This window comes from Jeotgalibacillus malaysiensis (assembly GCF_044789845.1).
In the GTDB taxonomy this organism is placed as follows: domain Bacteria; phylum Bacillota; class Bacilli; order Bacillales; family Jeotgalibacillaceae; genus Jeotgalibacillus; species Jeotgalibacillus malaysiensis_A.
On sequence record NZ_CP085252.1, the window covers coordinates 2,154,475 to 2,172,974 of the forward strand.

Below are 18,500 nucleotides of genomic sequence, written 5' to 3' on the forward strand. Positions count from 1 at the left end.
AATGGACGCAGCGGCTTATTCGCTTATTATCTTAAGCGGATCTCTTGCAGCGTCTGTTTTACTTTGTATTTTCATCATGATTATTTTCTTTTACTGATTGACAGGCCATCACCAACAGGTAAAATCACTGTATGGTAGCCTTCATGACTTGCGATCCACTGATTAAAACGATCCAGTTTTCTGAGCATCTGTCTGACATTCCTGCTCTCTGTCCCATTTTGCTCAGCTACGAGCCCTTTAAATAGAACATTATCTGTATAGACACAGACATCTTCAGAAAAGAAAGGTTCGTATAATTCAAAAAAACGGATATTCTGGCTTTTCGCTGCATCTATAAATACCGCGTCAAACTTTCCGAATTCAGCAACAGCTTCAGACATTTCAAGCGCATCACCTTCTAACAGATGGATGCGGTCTTTATAGTCTGACTGCTCTAAGAACTGATTTGCCATCTGCGCCCTGAAAGCATCTCTTTCAATTGATACAATCTCAACATCAGGTAATGCCTCAGCCATGCGGATGGCAGAATACCCAATAGCAGTACCAATCTCAAGCACTCTGGCAGGCTGCTGAATTCGCAGTAACTGGAGTAATGTTTCAATTCCAGGGGGCTCCATGATCGGTACATCATTTTCCTCAGCAAACCTGGTCAATTCTTCTGCGATCATTGAACGCGGAGGAAAAAACTGTTCAATATATTGATGGACTTTATCCACTGTTTATCACCTTTTCTGATCTCAGGTTCCATAAAAAAGAGCGTTCACATACATTTCCTTTAGACCGAAATCCGGAAATTAGTGATAAACGCTAAAATACTTTTTCTATTCTAACATAAAAGCAGAAGGAAAGTGAATGTTCTTTCCTTCTGCCAGCCAACTATTCTTCTTCATTTACACTGTAAATAAATTCTTCTGCTTTTTGTTCGTGTTCTTCAAGCGTTTCAGAGTAATACATTGCCCCGTCTTCAGCTGAAGTCAGGAAGTAGTAATAATCTGATCGTTCAGGAGAGATCGCTGCTTCAAGAGAAGTAGCGCCAGGTGCAGCAATTGGCCCAGGTGGTAACCCTTGTACCTGATATGTGTTATATGGGTCATCGATTTCCAGATCTTCAAATAATACTCTGTCCTGCCATTCGCCTTTTGCATAGAGAACGGTTGGGTCTGTCTGCAGTGGCATTCCTTCTTCTAATCGATTATAGAAGATCCCTGCAATCATCGCTCTGTCGGTTGTTGCTGTTGCTTCTTCTTCAAGCAGGGAAGCCATTGTGATCAATTCATGAACAGACATCACTTTACCGTCTTCTGCCTCTGCCCCTGTATAATCTCCTTCTGTAAATCCTGCCAATAGATCTAAATATGGCGCAACATTATTATTCATCGCGTCAACCATCTGGATAATAATCGTCTCAAGTGATGGGTTTTCTTCATAATACGGATAAGTTGCCGGGTAGAGATAGCCTTCTAGTGAACGCTTGATATTCTCACCTTTTACTTCCTCCGTTATTAATGCAGGATATTGTTCCATCAGTGAATTAATAAATGTTTCATCTGTCACTTTTTCCATAAACTCTTCCTGCGTATAATCTGTGTTTTCAGCTATAATTTCACCAATCTCCTCAAGTACAAGACCCTCCGGAATCGTTACATTGAATAAAGGTTCATTATAAATTTTACCCGTCTTCAGACTTTCTGTTATTTCGCTCAGTGTCATCGCCGGAGTCATGTTGTAAGTGCCTGCCTGAAAATCTGTTTCATTATTAAATTTTAGATAGTATTTATATACTTGCGCATTTTTAATAATTCCGTTATCTTCGAGCGTCTGTGTAATTCCGTCAACAGAAGAACCAATCGGTATGTCAACTGCTACAGCATTCTCATCTGTTTCATCCACCGGCTCAAGCGCTGAACTGATATAGGAATACGCTCCAAGCAGAGCACCTGCTGTCAGAAATACGAACACAATCAACAGGATAAATACAATTTTCCTGACCTGCTTTGCTTCTTTTTTTCTTTCCTGTAAATTCAGCTTCCACTGATCTATTAAACTTGATTTTTCACTCAATCAATTTCCCTCCAAAAACGTCTGCTCATTTTCCCAATGGTCTTATTATACAATAAAAAGAAGCGGGGGCAAATAGCTGCCCCCGCTTCGTCATTTTATTCGTTTTCTTCTTCGTCAAGGAACGTGTTAAGCATTTCCTCAATCAGGTCCCACTCTTCTTCTGATTCAACAGGCTTTAACTCGCCTTCTGAATTTTCATCATTCGGTTCAAAAGAAGATGCGTGAATTTCAATCTCTTCTTCGTCTGTATCCCCAATCGGATAGTATAAAACATACGATTTTTGGAACTGGTCAGAATCAAATGTGAATAAAACCTCACATAATACTTCATTTCCCTGTTCGTCAATTACTGTAATTTGCTTTTCTCCATGTTCCATTTCAGTCACCTCATCTAGTATTGCTGTCCAGATAACCCTGAAGGATCATCACTGCAGCCATTTTATCAATTACTTTTTTTCTTTTGCTTCTGCTGACATCAGCTTCAAGCAATACGCGCTCTGCAGCCATTGTACTAAGGCGCTCGTCCCAGAAAACAATTTCAGCATCTACTCTTCTGCTGAGCATATCCGCATACCTCTGGCTGGCTTCAGCACGCGGTCCGAGAGAATTATTCATGTTTTTTGGCAGCCCGATCACGATTTTTGACACTTCGTGCTCTTTTACCAGCTCCTGAATCCGCTTGAATCCAAAAAGACCTGCAGCTTCATCAATTTTTACTGTTTCAATTCCCTGGGCTGTCCAGCCGAGGGCATCACTGATGGCTACTCCAATTGTTTTGGAGCCTACATCAAGTCCCATTGTTCTCATGTTTAGCCCTCTTTATGCTGCTGAAGATAAAACTTCACCAATTCCTCAATAATTTCATCCCGTTCTAATTTGCGGATAACATTCCTTGCATCCTGATGACGCGGAATATAGGCAGGGTCACCGGATAAAAGATACCCTACTATTTGATTAATCGGATTGTAGCCTTTTTCTTCAAGAGCCTCAAACACCTGGTTCAGGACCCGCTTCACTTCCTGATCGGCTGAATCATCTCCAAAGTCAAACCGCATCGTTTTATCAAATGAGCTCATCAACAACACCTCACTACGGAATCACATTCCTATTATCCAACTATTGTTATTGTACACCAGTTGGGGTGAGAATCAAATCGATTTCACCCATTCAGGTACAAATTGCAATGCTTCTTCTACTTTTGAAGGATCTTTTCCGCCAGCCTGAGCCATATCAGGACGACCTCCTCCTCCACCGCCGCAGATTGTAGCGACTTCTTTTATAAGTTTACCAGCATGATATCCCTTATCAATCAGATCCTTTGTCACGCCTGCGATGATCTGTACTTTATCACCATTTACTGAGATTAATACAAGCACGCCGGAGCCAATTTTATTTTTCACATCATCAGCCATCGTTCTCAGTGTATTCATATCAGATGCCTGCACTTTTTCAGCTAATACACTTACGCCATCCACTGTCTCAACGCGGTCCATGATATTTTTTGCTTCGATATTTGAAAGCTTTGCATGCAGTGACTCGTTTTCTCTCTGAACTGACTTAAGTTCCGCCTGGAGTCCTTCAATTCGACCTTCAAGATCTTTAGGATTTGCTTTTAACAGTCCCGCTGAACGATTCAGCACATCAATCTGTTCGTTCATTAATCGGTAAGCAGATTCTCCTGTAACAGCTTCAATCCGCCTGGTCCCTGCCCCGATTCCTGCTTCAGACGCAATTCTGAACAGACCGATCTCAGCTGTATTACCAACGTGGCACCCTCCGCATAGTTCAAGACTGTAATCACCGATTGATACGACGCGCACCTCAGAGCCATACTTTTCACCGAACAGCGCCATCGCACCCATTGCTTTTGCTTCATCAATTGATTTAATTGCTGTGCCTACTGAATAGCTTGTCCAGATCTTTTCATTCACAATCTCTTCAATTTTACTCAGTTCTTCTCTTGATACCTGACCAAAGTGAGAAAAATCAAATCGGAGACGGTCCGGTTCTACTAGTGAACCTGCCTGATTAACATGATCACCTAACACATCTTTCAGTGCCTGATGCAGCAGATGCGTAGCTGTATGATTTTTAGTGATTCTATTTCTAACAGAATCACTGACACTCGCCATTACGCTATCGCCTTTTTTAATCGTGCCGTTTTTTACAATACCGGTATGCAGGTTTTGACCATTAGGTGCTTTTTTAACATCCTGGACTTCAATGACACAGTTTTCATGTGTAACTGTTCCTTTATCACCAATTTGTCCGCCACTCTCAGCGTAAAACGGTGTTTCTGCCAGGACAAACTGAATTTCTGTTCCTTCAGGAGCCAGATCTGAAAAATCACCGTTTACGACTAAATCTTCAAGTGTAGTAGAATGCTCCAGTCTGTCATATCCTACAAATTCACTTTTTGTATGAATATCTCCCAGTACACCACCCTGAACCTGCATTGAGCCGCTTTCCTGACGGGCAGCCCGTGCACGGCTTCTCTGACCTTCCATTGCCTGCTCAAAGCCCAGCTGGTCAATTGACAGTCCGTTTTCCTCAGCATATTCCTGCGTGAGCTCAACAGGGAAACCAAATGTATCATACAGTCTGAAGACGTCTTTCCCGCTGATTTCTTTTGAGCCATCCGCCTGTGCTTTTTTCATCAGTTCAGTCAGAATCGAAAGACCTTCATTCAGCGTCTCATGGAAGCGTTCTTCTTCAGTCTTAATCACTTTTTGAATAAATTCCTGCTTATCTTTTACTTCAGGATAGAAGTCGATCATGATATCCGCAACCACAGGAACAAGCTCATACATAAACGGACGGTTAATTCCGATCTGCTTCGCATAACGTACAGCTCTTCTCAGCAGTCTGCGTAATACATACCCTCTTCCCTCATTTGAAGGCAATGCCCCGTCTCCTACTGCGAATGCGACTGTTCTGATGTGGTCAGCAATCACTTTAAATGCAGTATCTTCTTCAATGTTTTGGCTGTAACGTCTTTTAGCTACAAGCTCTGTTGCTTCAATGATCGGCATGAAAAGGTCTGTTTCAAAGTTTGTCGGTACGTCCTGAACAACACATGCCATTCTTTCAAGACCCATTCCTGTATCTATGTTTTTCTTTGGAAGTGGTGTATACGTATCATCCGCATTATGGTTAAACTGTGAGAAAACTAGATTCCAGATCTCGAGATAGCGCTCGTTTTCCCCGCCTGCATAAAGCTCAGGGTCTGTTGGATCATTTCCGTACTCTTCACCGCGGTCATAGAAGATTTCAGAGTTTGGCCCACTCGGACCTTCACCAATATCCCAGAAGTTACCCTCCAGACGGATAATTCTCTCTTCAGGCACGCCTACTTTTTTGTTCCAGATGTCATATGCCTCATCATCTTCAGGGTGAATGGTAACTGAAAGCTTTTCAGGGTCAAACCCTACCCATTTTTCTGAAGTGAGGAATTCCCATGCCCATTCAATCGCTTCTTCTTTAAAATATTCGCCGATCGAAAAATTTCCAAGCATTTCAAAAAATGTGTGGTGTCTCGCTGTTTTACCCACGTTTTCGATATCATTCGTTCTGATTGATTTCTGTGCATTAACAATTCTCGGATTTACCGGAATGACCCGTCCGTCAAAATACTTTTTGAGTGTAGCAACTCCGCTGTTAATCCATAACAGGGATGGGTCCTCATGAGGTACAAGTGAAGCACTTGGTTCCACATCATGATTTTTTTCCTTGAAGAAATCTAAATACATTTGTCTGATTTGAGCACCAGTCCATTTTTCCATTCTTATATCCTCCTTTGATCTCCCGAAACGTCTCTGAAAACAGAAAAGGGTCCTCAATCCTACACAGGGACGAGATCACTCTCGCGGTACCACCCTGGTTATGGATTGACAACCCATCACTCTAAAGTCGCTTTAACGCAGCAGACGGCAGCTTTTAACTGCACTCAGGACCAGCTTTCAGCAGATGCTTCAGTAAATTCCTTTCAGCCTGGGGAATTCTCTCTTTAAATGAGCTGACCTGCTTACTTGTTCCTTCTTCGAGATTCATTATTCTATCTGAAATTATATGAAAGATGATCACTGTTTGTCAATTTAACCTTATGATGTTTCAAGAAAATCGTAAGGCGTGACCCCTTCCATTCCAATCATTGGATCCGCTCCACCTTCAAAAGGATCAGTATTCTCTGAGACTGTTACCTCTTCTCCAGCAAGTCTTTCTTTCAGGGAGGTCAGACGCGTCAGGTCATCTTTTCTTTCAACACCGTATCTGAATGCATCCTCTTCACCGCACATAATTAAAAACTTACTGCTTCTTGTGATTGCTGTATAAAGAAGGTTTCTTCTGAGCATCCTTGAATAACTTTTTACAACAGGCAGTACGACAATCGGGAATTCGCTCCCCTGTGATTTGTGAATCGAACAACAGAATGCATGGGTGATCTGGTTAAGATCCTGTCTTGTATAGGTGACCTCGACACCGTCAAATGAGACAAGAATCATATCTTGTTTTTCAGTGTTTTCTTTCGCGTAAAATATGGATATCACTTCACCCATATCTCCGTTAAATACGTTACTTTCCGGCTGGTTGACGAGCTGGAGGACTTTATCCCCTATCCGGTAGACAATATCCCCCCACTTCAGCTCTTTTCTTGACCCGTCATCATTCGGGTTCATCAGCTGCTGCAGGAGTGAATTCAGTTTGTCAATTCCGGCAGGTCCTCTATACATTGGAGCGAGCACCTGAATGTCCTTTGCGGTGTAGCCCTTTGTCATTGCATTTTTTACAATCTTCCCGACCACTTCATCCATCTGATTGGCTCTGCACGGGATAAATGAACGGTCAGGATAAGGCTGCCTGATCGTTGACGGCACTTCCCCTTTTTTCATATGATGGGCAAGTTCAATAATTGATGACCCTTCCTCCTGGCGGTAAATATCAGTCAGCTCCACTGCAGGCACTTTTTTAGCATCAAGCAGATCCTGCAACACTTGACCAGGTCCGACTGATGGCAGCTGATCCTGATCTCCCACCAGTATGACCTGCATAGACTCAGGCACTGCCTGCAGCAGCTTATTCGCAAGCCAAGTATCGACCATCGACATTTCATCAATGATTAACAGACGCCCTGCAACCATTCTGTCGTCATCCTCTTCATCCATATCCTCCTGACCGTTAAATCCGAGCAGCCGGTGGATCGTCATCGCTTTTAAACCGGTCGATTCAGTCATCCTTTTTGCTGCTCTTCCTGTAGGTGCTGCAAGTACGATTGGGAACGGTTCATCCTTTGAATAATTATCAGGATCGAGTGATAGCCCATGGAGTTCTGCATAAAGCTCAACGATACCTTTAATGACGGTTGTCTTCCCTGTACCCGGTCCGCCAGTTAAAATCATGATGGGTGAAGACAGGGCTGTCTGGATCGCTTCTTTTTGAGAAGGTGCATATGTGACGCCTATCCGCTCTTCAAGATCACCGAGTGCGAGCAGGAATTCTGCTTCGGGAAACTGATCATGCACTTCTGTATTCGAGGTCAGGCTCTCAACACTTGAAGCTATACCGACCTCTGAATAGTAGAGAGAAGGTAAATAAACTTTTTTGTTTTCACCGACGATTTTTCCTTCTTCATGTAATTCAACCAGGCTTTTTGAAATATCACTATAATCCACTTTTTCCGGCTGATGCTTTTCAAGCAGCTCTTTTACTCTGATTAACAGCTGCTTTGAATCTGCATACACATGTCCTTCCTGCATAGAGAGCTGGGTAATTGTATACAGGCATGCAGCTTTAATTCTGTCGGGATGATTCCCTGACAGACCAAGGTGCCTGCCCAGTTCATCCGCTTTACCAAAACCGACCCCTTCAATATCATTCACAAGCCGATAAGGGTTTTCTTCTATGACTTCAACCGTTTTTTCCTGATAAAACTGATAAATTTTCATAGAGAGCTGAGGTCCGAATCCCCAGTCATTTAAAAGCACCATAATCCGCTCAAGTCCCTGATGTTCAATCAGTACTTCATGAATATGGTGAGCCTTCTCTTCAGAAAGTTTTGGCACTTCAAATAGCACAGCTTCATTTTCCATAATTTTAGAGATCGCATTTTCTCCTAGTGTATCAACAATTTTTTCTGCCGTTTTTCTGCCGATCCCATTAAAAAGATCACTGGACAGGTAATGAATAATGCCCTGCTTCGTCTGAGGCAATTCTTTTTTAAAACGCTCTGTAATAAACTGCGGGCCAAAGCGCGGGTGCTCTTTCACTTTCCCAAAAAACACATATGTATCTTCTTCCTGCATGGAAGGAAAATGGCCTGTGACGACCATTTCCTTCTCAGCATTCGCTATATTCGTGTCAGACACACGGATCCTTACTACTGAATACATGTTATCTTCATTATAAAAAATAGAAACGATCAGCGTTCCTTTTACATATAATTCTTCTTCAGTAAACAGATCCGTTTGCTGACCTCTCATGAAAGACTCCTCCTATTCGTTGCCGATTGACTGCTGTATGATTTTACGCCCATTTAAAGCAAGATAATGATCCGGCTGTGCTTTGATCGCCTTTTCAAAACATTCAAGTGCTGCTTCGGCATTTTCTTCAAAGCCTGCATATGCTACACCGAGATTGTAAAGGGCATCTGCATGTTCAGGATCCAGCTCCACCGCTCGCTTCAGCTGATTCACCGCTTCCCTGCCATGCTCCAGCTTTGCAAGCGATAATCCATACTGGAAATGAACCTCAGCGTCCTCAGGGGATAACTCTGCTGCTCTTTGAAGATATGGTACCGCCAGTTTCACCTGTTCGTTATTCATCATTGACATTCCAAGCATAAAATAAGCGTCATGGTCTTCAAGTCCTGCATTTATCGCTTTTTCATACAGTACTGCTGCTTCATTAAATCTTTCTTCAGTGTAATAAAGATTAGCCAGTGCGTAGTAGGCTGCTCCTGCTTTTTCATCAAGTGTAATAGCCTTTTGATAAAAGCGTTCAGCTTTTTCCACTTCATTGAATCTTGCCAGTACATTTCCGAAATTAATATAGGCGGCCGGGTCTTCAGGACTTTGTTCGATTTGTTCATTTAATTTCTTCAGGGCTTCTTCGAGTTCACCTTTCTGGATGAGTTCGATTGCCTGTTCATTTAAAGATTTCATAATGTTCTCCTTCGTGTTGATTTGGGCTTAGTATATCATAAGGCACAAAAAATGACCTGATGTGAAGGCATTTCACAAAAGGTCATTTCTATTTGGTTCATTCTGCCATAACTGGCTGATGATTTCCTCTTCAGGGGGGGCGCTTTCCGTGGCCGGGCGGTGAGCCCGCAGGCTTCGCCCCCTTCCGCTTCAATCATCAGCTGTGCAGACAAGTATATGGGTTTTACCATTTAATTTGTCTATCTATTAACCTACATACATCAACTGTTTTGAGCTTTTGAAGATTTTATCGATTGTGCCGCCGCCAAGGCATTCTTCTCCGTTGTAGAGAACGACCGCCTGTCCCGGTGTTACCGCACGGACCGGCTCGTCAAAAACGATTTCTGCGGTGCCATCTTCCTGCATATAAACCGTTACACCCTGATCCGGCTGGCGGTAACGGAATTTCGCAGTGCAGTGGAAGGATTTCTGCGGTGCTTCTGTAGAAGTGAAGCCCATATCTACTGCAGTCATAGAATCTGAATAAAGTGCTTCATGATCAAAGCCCTGACCGACATAAAGCTGGTTCGTTTCAAGGTCTTTACCAAGTACAAACCACGGCTCACCTGATCCGCCAATACCGAGTCCGTGTCTCTGACCGATTGTATAATACATTAATCCGTCATGACTGCCAACTTTTTCTCCGTCCATTGTGACCATATCACCAGGCTGTGCAGGCAGATACTGACCTAAAAACTCTTTAAAGTTTCTTTCTCCGATAAAACAGATACCTGTGCTATCTTTTTTCGCAGCAGTTGCAAGGCCTGCTTCAGCCGCGATTTTCCTTACTTCTTTTTTATCAATGTCACCGATCGGGAACATGACTTTAGAGAGCTGTTCCTGTGACAGCTGGTTCAGAAAATAGGTCTGGTCTTTATTCTGATCGAGGCCGCGGAGCATTTTAACTTCATCTCCTGAGCGGTCAACGCGTGCATAGTGACCGGTTGCAAGATAATCTGCGCCAAGCTTCATGGCATGGTCAAGGAATGCATTAAATTTGATCTCTTTATTGCACATCACATCAGGGTTCGGTGTTCTGCCGGCTTTGTATTCTTCAAGGAAATACGTGAACACTTTATCCCAGTACTGTTTTTCAAAGTTTACTGCATAGTAAGGAATACCGATCTGGTTACATACACGGATTACATCATTGTAATCCTCAGTGGCTGTACATACACCAAACTCATCTGTATCATCCCAGTTTTTCATAAAAATTCCGATCACGTCGTATCCCTGCTGCTTTAATAGATATGCAGCAACAGATGAATCCACGCCACCGGACATCCCGACTACTACTCTTGTTTCAGCTGGTGTTTTTGTCATTTGAATCACCTTTACTTTTCAGACGCTAAAAGCGATCTGTAATTTTCTTAAGTCTTTGCGCTATATAGATTGCGTCTTCAACCGTGTTCTTGTAACCAAAGCTGAGGCGCACTGAATTGAACAGTTTTTCGCTTTCCGGACCAAACATTGCAGCAAGTACATGTGAAGGTTCTACCGATCCCGCAGTACAGGCTGAACCGCTGGAAGCAGCGATTCCTGCCAGATCCAGATTGATCAGCAGTGACTCTATTTCGGCTCCCGGAATACTTAAGTTTACCACGTGAGGAAGTGAATGTTCAAGAGAACCGTTTACTTCAAACTGAACGTCTGACTGTTTTAATTCTTTTAGCAGCGCTTCCTTTATGTTAACCAGATTCGCTGTTTTTTCTTCTTTATTCTCGAATGCGTATTGCACTGCTTTTGCAAAACCGGCAATTGCTGCGAGATTTTCTGTTCCCGCTCTCTTTTTACGTTCCTGCTCTCCACCAAATACTGTTGCGTGATGGGGCGTGCCGTTTTTAATATATAAAAACCCTGCACCCTTGGGACCGTTAATTTTGTGAGAGGAAACAGATAAAAGATCAATGCCTTCTTCATCAATCTGAATGTCAGACAGTCCAAATGCCTGAACAGCATCTGTATGGAAGATTGCCTGATGGTCTTTTAACAGCGTTCCAATCTCTTTGATTGGCTGAATTGTACCCGATTCGTTATTGCCATACATAACGGTTACTAAAATCGTGTCTTCACGCAGAGATGAAGCAAATTCCTCCATGCTGATCCGGCCGGTTTCATCCACTTTCAGATAAGTGACTTCAAATCCCCGCTTCTCAAGCTCCTGACAGGGATGTAATACAGCATGGTGTTCAATAGCTGTTGTAATGACATGATTTCCCTTATGCCGCATGGCCTCAGTCACACCAAAAATAGCGAGGTTATCAGCTTCTGTTCCGCCGCTTGTAAAATGAATCTCATTAAAATGAACGCCAAGCTTCGAAGCTATTAGCGTTCTCGCGTCATCCAGTATTTTTCTTGCTGCTCTTCCTGTCTGATGAATACTTGATGGATTGCCGTAGGTCTTCTCCATCACATCCACCATGACCGCAGTCACTTCAGGAAGCATCGGGGTTGTCGCAGCATGATCTGCATAAATTCTGTTCAAACCAAAACCCTCCTGTTAAATATAGAACATATAGGCGTCTGATTCGCCTTCTTCTGTATGATTTGCTAAATCTTCAATTGTTGTGTGATCAAGTACATTTCTTACTGCATCTCTGATCCGGATCCACAGCTCTCTCTGAGGAGGCGCTTCATTTTCAAGACCTTCAACAGGACTGATCGGACCTTCCAGTGTTCTGATAATATCACCTGCAGTAATATTTGAAGGCTCATCTGCCAGGATATAACCACCATATGCACCTCTGATGCTTTTGACAAAACCTGAATTACGCAGCGGCGCGATCAGCTGCTCCAGATAATGTTCTGATAAATTATGGGTTGTTGCAATTGATTTTAATGAAATTGGACCTTCTCCATAGTTTTTCGCCAATTCAATCATGATTGTCAGACCATAGCGGCCTTTCGTTGAGACTTTCATGTGTCATCCACCTTTGCGACTATTTGCTTTTGCCATTATAGCATATAACCTTTAGAATTGGCATTTGTGCAGATTATATGGGTATGATGCTGTTAGAGAAATGGAGGGGATTATATGGCTGTAAAACCACTCGCATTCAGAATGCGTCCGGCTGAAATAGATGAAATCATTGGTCAATCCCATTTAGTAGGAGAAGGAAAAATTATCAGGAGAATGGTTCAAGCCAATCAGCTTTCTTCAATGATTCTGTACGGTCCACCGGGGATTGGAAAGACTTCAATCGCTTCTGCTATTGCAGGAAGTACTAAATATGCTTTCAGGATGTTAAATGCAGTCTCCAATAATAAAAAGGATATGGAAGTCGTTGTTCAGGAAGGTAAAATGTCCGGGAGGGTGATTCTTCTTTTGGATGAGGTTCACCGTCTGGATAAAGCAAAGCAGGATTTCCTGCTTCCTCATCTTGAAAATGGAACGGTTATTTTAATCGGTGCTACAACAAGTAATCCATACCATGCGATTAATCCCGCAATCAGAAGCAGGGTTCAGATTTTCGAACTGAAACCGCTTGAAGAGGATGATCTGAAGGCAGCTGTTCATCGGGCGATCAACGATAAAAGAGGATTTGGAGATAAACAGGTTGACGTGTCTGAAGAAGCAATCAACCATTTCGCCACAGCTAGCGGAGGAGATGTGAGAAGTGCGCTAAATGCATTAGAGCTCGCTGTTTTATCAACTAAAGAAAATAGTGAAGGTAAAATTAAAATCACTTTAGAAGCAGCTGAAGAATGTCTGCAGAAAAAGTACTTTTCCCACGATAAAGATGGGGACGCGCATTATGATGTGATGAGCGCATTTCAAAAGTCTATCAGGGGAAGCGATGCGAATGCTGCACTTCACTACCTTGGAAGGCTGATAGAAGCCGGTGACCTGCCAACAATCGCACGAAGGTTATTGGTTATTGCATACGAAGATATTGGACTTGCAAGCCCACAGGCAGGTCAGCGTACACTTGCAGCGATTGAATCGGCTGAAAGACTCGGCTTTCCTGAAGCACGGATCCCTCTTGCAAATGCTGTAATTGAACTTTGTCTGTCACCTAAATCGAATTCAGCGATTTCAGCCATAGACAGTGCATTGTCAGATATCAGAAAAGGTAAAGCAGGTGCTGTGCCTGACCACTTGAAGGATGCGCATTATAAGGGTGCTGAAAAACTTGGTCGCGGGACAGAGTATAAATACCCTCACAGTTATCCAGGCGGCTGGGTGGCCCAGCAGTACCTTCCTGATTCTCTTAAGCGTGCAGCTTATTATGAACCGAAAGAAACCGGAAAGTTTGAACAGGCATTAAAACAGATTTACGAAAAATTAAAATAAGGCCGGGACATTTGTCTCAGCCTTATTTTAATCGTTTCACTTAGATCTAAAACAGATGATTTAAGAAGCAATATCCCTTTTCGTAAAGGTTGTGAATGCAAGCACCATGAAGATGGTGAAGTAGATCAGGATCATGATAATTGAGAATTGCATGGTCATTCCATCTACGATTGGCATGTTCATTTCATATTGAGACAGGTTTGTATTTGCAAACAGACTGTATTTCGCCCAGTCGTAGTACATCGCAATAAAGCTTGTTGCCGTCCCGCCTACAAACAGCAGGAATAAGCTAATGCCGATTGCCAGTGAGCTGTTACGGAATACAGCAGATATCATAAATGCCATGGTTGTAAGCATGATGACATCAAGTGAATTAAAAAGATATACACGGGCAATATAGGCCGCCATACTTTTCTCAACAACCTGACCGTCTTCAAAGACAAGTCTGATGGATGAGCCTGCATCAAATAATATTAATCCAAGAATAATCGAAAGTACGGCTGTGATTGCTACAAGGAAAATTCCAAATGCACCAACTGTAATGAATTTAGATAAGAGAATCTTCCATCTTGCAATTGGTCTGATCATCAGCAGCTTAATCGTTCCCCATGAAAATTCACCGGCAACAATCCCTGAAGCAATGATAATAGCAAAAAGTCCGATCAGTGAAATTAAGAATGTACTGGATTCAACGTAAGACCAGAAAGTCCCGGCATTATTTGGTGCAATATCATTTTCAATTGCATACTCATTAATCGCAATCTGCTCAGTTGGGTCCTGCATCATAAATCCCGGATCCCCGTTTGCAGCCTGTTCTTCGAGCTGGGCATTCTGCGTCTGAAGCTCCTCCTGCCAGCTGCCGCTATAATCGTCTCCAATTGAATTGATAAAAATCGTAATCGCGGTTGAGGCAATAACTGCAAGCACAATCAAGCCGACCATAACGTAAGTGGCAGGTCTTGAAAAAAGCTTCATCCATTCATTTCTGATTAAATTAAACATGAGCAGGCTCCCCCTTTTTATCAGAAGTTACTTCAAGGAATCTGTCTTCAAGCGTTTTTGCAGCAATCGCTGCGCCAAATACTGATACACCTTGTTCCACACACCATTTTATAATGGCAGGTATATCTTCTTTTTTACAGTCGATCAGCAGGTCGCCGCCAACCACCTGAATTTCCCATGAATGAAAAGCCTGTCTCATTCTATCTACGATCTGCTCAGCATCTCCGACTTCAATTTTAAATACCTGAGCCTGTGCACCCACAAAATCCTCGATCAGTTGAACATCCTTCAGCTTACCGTGCTGGATAATACCAATCCGGTCACACATCATTTCCATTTCTGACAGGAGGTGACTTGATACAATCACTGCCATATCTTTTTCTCTTGCTAGCCTTCTTATGTAATCTCTGATTTCTCTTATCCCTGCCGGATCCAGACCATTAGTCGGTTCATCAAGTATCAATACCTTAGGATCATGAAGCAGACTCTGTGCAATACCAAGCCTTTGTCTCATTCCGAGAGAGTATGTTTTCACCTTTTCATGAATTCTTCCTTCAAGTCCTACAAGTTTAACAACTTCATCAATTTTTTCCTTTGAGATACCTTTATACATTCTCGAATAATGAATCAGGTTTTTGTATCCACTCATAAATTTATACATTTCCGGGTTTTCTACAATGGCGCCAACCTGACTAACTGCTCCTTCAAAATCTGATTTCACGCTCTTCCCGTTAACAAAAATGTCACCTGATGACATCTTCATCAGTCCAACGATCATCCGGATTGTAGTCGTTTTACCGGCTCCATTTGGTCCAAGAAAGCCGAAAACTTCCCCGCTGTAAACATCAAATGAAATGTTATCAATGATCGTTTTGCTGCGGATGTTCTTTGTTACATTTTTCAGTTCAACAACCTGCCTGCTCATTTTACACTCCCCTTAATTCTTGATATCTATAATTACGCATCAGCTGGAAAAAAGTTTCAGGCAAAATAAAAAAACGGCAAAATTGCCGTTTTCTATCTGACCGTTTTAATGTCAATGTCTTTTAAAAACTCTCTCATGACATAGCTCGCTGCAATTAACCCGGCAGCTGATGGAACAAATGCATTTGAAGATGGCGGCATTTTGGCCTTCCTGATCGGAGCATTTTCCTTACCGACTGTCTTATTAACCTCTTCCCGGGTTACAATCGGGCTTTCATCTGAGAAGATGACCGGAATACCTTTTTGAATTCCGTCTTTTCTAAGATGTTTTCTGATCACTTTTGCAATCGGATCTGTATGCGTTTTAGAAATATCAGCGATCTGGAATCGTGTAGGGTCCATTTTATTCGCTGCTCCCATGCTAGAAATAATAGGAATATTTCTATTCAGGCATTCTTTCATTAAATGAATCTTATAAGAAATCGTATCAGAAGCATCAACGACAAAGTCCAGACCGTAGCTGAAAAACTCTTCATACGTTTCTTCTGTGTAAAACATTTTCAGAGAATGCACTTCACAGTCAGGGTTGATATCAGCAATTCTTTCTTTCATCAGATCAGCTTTAGGCTGTCCAACAGTAGAGAGCAGTGCGATAATCTGACGATTTACATTCGTAATATCAACATCATCTTTATCTACAAGAATCAGACGGCCAACTCCACTTCTGGCAAGCGCTTCAGCTGCAAATGAGCCTACACCGCCGATACCAAGTACCGCTACTGTTTTCCCTTTTAAAAGATCGAGCCCTTCTCGGCCGATCGCTAGTTCGTTTCTTGAAAATTGGTGCAGCATATGATCAACTCCGTTAATTGGATTAGCGGCTTTTAGAATAGCGTAAATTGAGTCCGGTTGCAACTTATATCCGACAGATGCAGTTGCCATTAAAAATAAAAACAGACCCGGAGCAGCTGCCCAGGGTCTGTTTTTATATGTATGATGTGGTAAATCCCAATTGTGCCGTTCGATGTAGGAATCTATCGTTTTGAACCCGCTCTCAGCAGGTGGGTGTCCTATTCTCAGCTTTATGCTTCCCCGCAAAGGGCGTGCAAGCGGCTGAAAAACGCGAACTCCCGGATATTGAAGTGTTCGGTCAAAACTGATGGATATTAAAACGTACACATCAGGACTTACCTTGTGAAATCATCATAGCATACGGTGTATTAAAAAACAATTAATTAGATGAAAAATTATAGATTTTTCTGAAGATTCAGTGACAGCTTTAATTCATCCAGCTGAGCTTCACTTACCTGCCCCGGTGCATCCGTTAACACACAGCTTGCGCTCGCTGTTTTAGGGAAAGCAATCGTGTCACGCAGATTCGTTCTGCCTGCAAGCAGCATCACAAGACGGTCAAGCCCAAGTGCGATCCCACCGTGTGGAGGCGTTCCATATTCAAACGCTTCAAGGAGGAAACCAAACTGATCAATCGCTTCTTCTTTAGAAAAACCGAGAATTTCAAACATTTTTTCCTGGATCTCACGTTCAAAGATACGCAGTGATCCTCCACCAAGCTCATAACCGTTTAATACAATATCATAAGCCTGTGCTCTTACTGCACCCGGGTCAGAGTCAAGCAGGTGTAAGTCTTCTCTGACAGGCATCGTAAATGGGTGGTGCGCAGCATAATAGCGACCTTCTTCTTCATCATACTCAAGCAACGGCCAGTCAGTGACCCATAGGAAATTAAATGCCGACTCGTCAATCAGGTTAAGATCTTTACCGAGCTTTGAACGGAGTGCGCCGAGTGCATCAGCGACCACTGATTTTTTGTCTGCTACAAACAGTAGTAAGTCGCCTGCTTCTGCGCCTGCTTTCTCACTTAGTTCTTTCCGTTCCTCCTCGCTGAAGAATTTTGCGATAGGGCCTGAGAACCCTTCCTCAGTTACCTTAAGCCACGCAAGTCCTTTTGCTCCATATCGTCCAGCAAATTCTCCAAGTGCGTCAATGTCTTTACGAGAATAGTTTTCTGCAGCCTGCTTTGCGTTAATCAGCTTAACCTGTCCTCCATTTGCAACAGCCCCGCTGAACACTTTAAAACCTGAGTTTTCAACGATTGCTGATACATCTGTCAGCTCCATGCCAAAGCGTGTATCCGGCTTATCTGAACCATATCGTTCCATTGCATCCGTATAGGTCATGCGCGGAATTGGCAGCTGGATTTCAAGACCTTTAACATCCTTCATCATCTGATATAGCATGTTTTCATTCATTGTCATGATGTCTTCCTGGCTCATAAAGCTTGTCTCAATATCAATCTGAGTAAATTCAGGCTGTCTGTCAGCACGAAGATCCTCATCGCGGAAGCATCTTGCAATCTGATAATAGCGGTCAAATCCGCCAACCATTAACAGCTGTTTAAATAGCTGAGGTGACTGAGGAAGTGCATAGAACTCACCTTCATGTACACGGCTTGGGACAAGATAGTCACGCGCCCCTTCAGGCGTGCTCTTTGTCAGCATTGGTGTTTCAACTTCAATAAACGCTTCATCGTCAAGGAAGCGGCGAACTGATTTTGTAATGCTGTGACGCAGTTTGAATGTTTCAGCCATGACCGGACGGCGAAGATCAAGGTAACGGTGCTTCAGGCGGATGTCTTCAGCTGTTTCAGCTTTATCATCAATTGCAAATGGAGGTGTTTTCGCGCTGCTGAGGACAGTAACTGCCTCTGCCTGAATTTCAATTGAGCCTGTAGCAAGATTCGGATTAATCGTCCCTTCTCCCCGCGCCTGAACAGTTCCTTCGATACTTAATACATACTCACTGCGAATATCTTCAGCAGTTTCAAGCGCTTCTTTTGACGTTTCAGGGTTAAAGACAACTTGAACAATACCTGATCTGTCGCGCAGATCAATGAAAATCAGTCCACCCAGGTCACGCCTTTTCTGTACCCAGCCTTTTAAAGTAATTTTTTCTCCGATTGCGGCTTCAGGAACTTCTCCGCAATAAAATGAACGTCCAAACAT

At 42.8% G+C, this 18,500-nt stretch carries 16 protein-coding genes, 1 other RNA gene and 1 other annotated feature; of the genes, 1 reads left to right on the forward strand and 16 read right to left on the reverse strand.

Translation table 11 applies throughout. From position 1 onward, the window contains the following. Positions 1-80: 80 nt before the first annotated feature. From LG330_RS11670 to cymR, 11 genes are all read right to left on the reverse strand, one after another. On the reverse strand, positions 81-716 hold the full coding sequence (locus LG330_RS11670) for an O-methyltransferase (RefSeq protein WP_404404030.1): 636 nt from the start codon (positions 714-716) through the stop codon (positions 81-83). Between the two features lie 160 nt (positions 717-876). Next, positions 877-2,061 (reverse strand): endolytic transglycosylase MltG, encoded by a 1,185-nt coding sequence (gene mltG / locus LG330_RS11675; protein WP_404404032.1) that lies wholly within the window; start codon positions 2,059-2,061, stop codon positions 877-879. Positions 2,062-2,156: 95 nt separating this feature from the next. Beyond that, positions 2,157-2,438 (reverse strand): DUF1292 domain-containing protein, encoded by a 282-nt coding sequence (locus tag LG330_RS11680; protein ID WP_404404034.1) that lies wholly within the window; start codon positions 2,436-2,438, stop codon positions 2,157-2,159. A gap of 10 nt (positions 2,439-2,448) precedes the next feature. Continuing rightward, positions 2,449-2,868 (reverse strand): Holliday junction resolvase RuvX, encoded by a 420-nt coding sequence (gene ruvX, locus LG330_RS11685; protein ID WP_404404036.1) that lies wholly within the window; start codon positions 2,866-2,868, stop codon positions 2,449-2,451. A gap of 2 nt (positions 2,869-2,870) precedes the next feature. Next, positions 2,871-3,137, reverse strand: coding sequence for an IreB family regulatory phosphoprotein (locus LG330_RS11690; RefSeq protein ID WP_039810001.1), 267 nt, complete (start codon positions 3,135-3,137; stop codon positions 2,871-2,873). Positions 3,138-3,209: 72 nt separating this feature from the next. Next, complete coding sequence (gene alaS, locus LG330_RS11695; RefSeq protein WP_404404038.1) at positions 3,210-5,843, reverse strand: alanine--tRNA ligase; 2,634 nt, start codon at positions 5,841-5,843, stop codon at positions 3,210-3,212. Between the two features lie 62 nt (positions 5,844-5,905). Beyond that, positions 5,906-6,110, reverse strand: a binding site (T-box leader). Between the two features lie 51 nt (positions 6,111-6,161). After that, on the reverse strand, positions 6,162-8,537 hold the full coding sequence (locus tag LG330_RS11700; protein ID WP_404404039.1) for an ATP-dependent RecD-like DNA helicase: 2,376 nt from the start codon (positions 8,535-8,537) through the stop codon (positions 6,162-6,164). A 12-nt stretch (positions 8,538-8,549) separates the two neighbouring features. Further along, positions 8,550-9,218, reverse strand: a complete 669-nt coding sequence (locus LG330_RS11705) for a tetratricopeptide repeat protein (RefSeq protein WP_404404041.1) — start codon at positions 9,216-9,218, stop codon at positions 8,550-8,552. A gap of 246 nt (positions 9,219-9,464) precedes the next feature. Then, on the reverse strand, positions 9,465-10,580 hold the full coding sequence (gene mnmA, locus LG330_RS11710) for a tRNA 2-thiouridine(34) synthase MnmA (RefSeq protein WP_404404043.1): 1,116 nt from the start codon (positions 10,578-10,580) through the stop codon (positions 9,465-9,467). A gap of 25 nt (positions 10,581-10,605) precedes the next feature. Continuing rightward, positions 10,606-11,742, reverse strand: coding sequence for a cysteine desulfurase family protein (locus tag LG330_RS11715; protein ID WP_404404045.1), 1,137 nt, complete (start codon positions 11,740-11,742; stop codon positions 10,606-10,608). A 15-nt stretch (positions 11,743-11,757) separates the two neighbouring features. Further along, entirely contained in the window at positions 11,758-12,177 is a 420-nt protein-coding gene (cymR, locus tag LG330_RS11720; protein ID WP_404404047.1) for a cysteine metabolism transcriptional regulator CymR, read from the reverse strand. A gap of 114 nt (positions 12,178-12,291) precedes the next feature. Here cymR and LG330_RS11725 point away from each other — a divergent pair, with 114 nt between their 5' ends. Further along, on the forward strand, positions 12,292-13,551 hold the full coding sequence (locus tag LG330_RS11725) for a replication-associated recombination protein A (RefSeq protein WP_404404049.1): 1,260 nt from the start codon (positions 12,292-12,294) through the stop codon (positions 13,549-13,551). 60 nt (positions 13,552-13,611) lie between these two features. On the opposite strand, the gene LG330_RS11730 is transcribed toward LG330_RS11725, so the two are convergent. The 5 genes from LG330_RS11730 to aspS all read right to left on the reverse strand — a co-directional run bounded on the left by LG330_RS11730 (position 13,612) and on the right by aspS (position 18,500). Then, positions 13,612-14,553, reverse strand: coding sequence for an ABC transporter permease (locus tag LG330_RS11730; protein WP_404404051.1), 942 nt, complete (start codon positions 14,551-14,553; stop codon positions 13,612-13,614). Further along, positions 14,546-15,478 carry an ABC transporter ATP-binding protein gene (locus LG330_RS11735; RefSeq protein ID WP_404404053.1) on the reverse strand — a complete coding sequence of 311 codons (933 nt, stop codon included), beginning with the start codon at positions 15,476-15,478 and terminating at the stop codon, positions 14,546-14,548. The genes LG330_RS11730 and LG330_RS11735 overlap by 8 nt, the downstream gene beginning before the upstream one ends. A gap of 92 nt (positions 15,479-15,570) precedes the next feature. Beyond that, positions 15,571-16,329 carry a ThiF family adenylyltransferase gene (locus LG330_RS11740; RefSeq protein WP_404404055.1) on the reverse strand — a complete coding sequence of 253 codons (759 nt, stop codon included), beginning with the start codon at positions 16,327-16,329 and terminating at the stop codon, positions 15,571-15,573. A gap of 149 nt (positions 16,330-16,478) precedes the next feature. Further along, positions 16,479-16,667: non-coding RNA, 6S RNA (gene ssrS / locus LG330_RS11745), on the reverse strand. Between the two features lie 57 nt (positions 16,668-16,724). Beyond that, positions 16,725-18,500: an aspartate--tRNA ligase gene (gene aspS / locus LG330_RS11750; RefSeq protein WP_404404057.1), complete on the reverse strand. Its 1,776-nt coding sequence runs from the start codon at positions 18,498-18,500 to the stop codon at positions 16,725-16,727.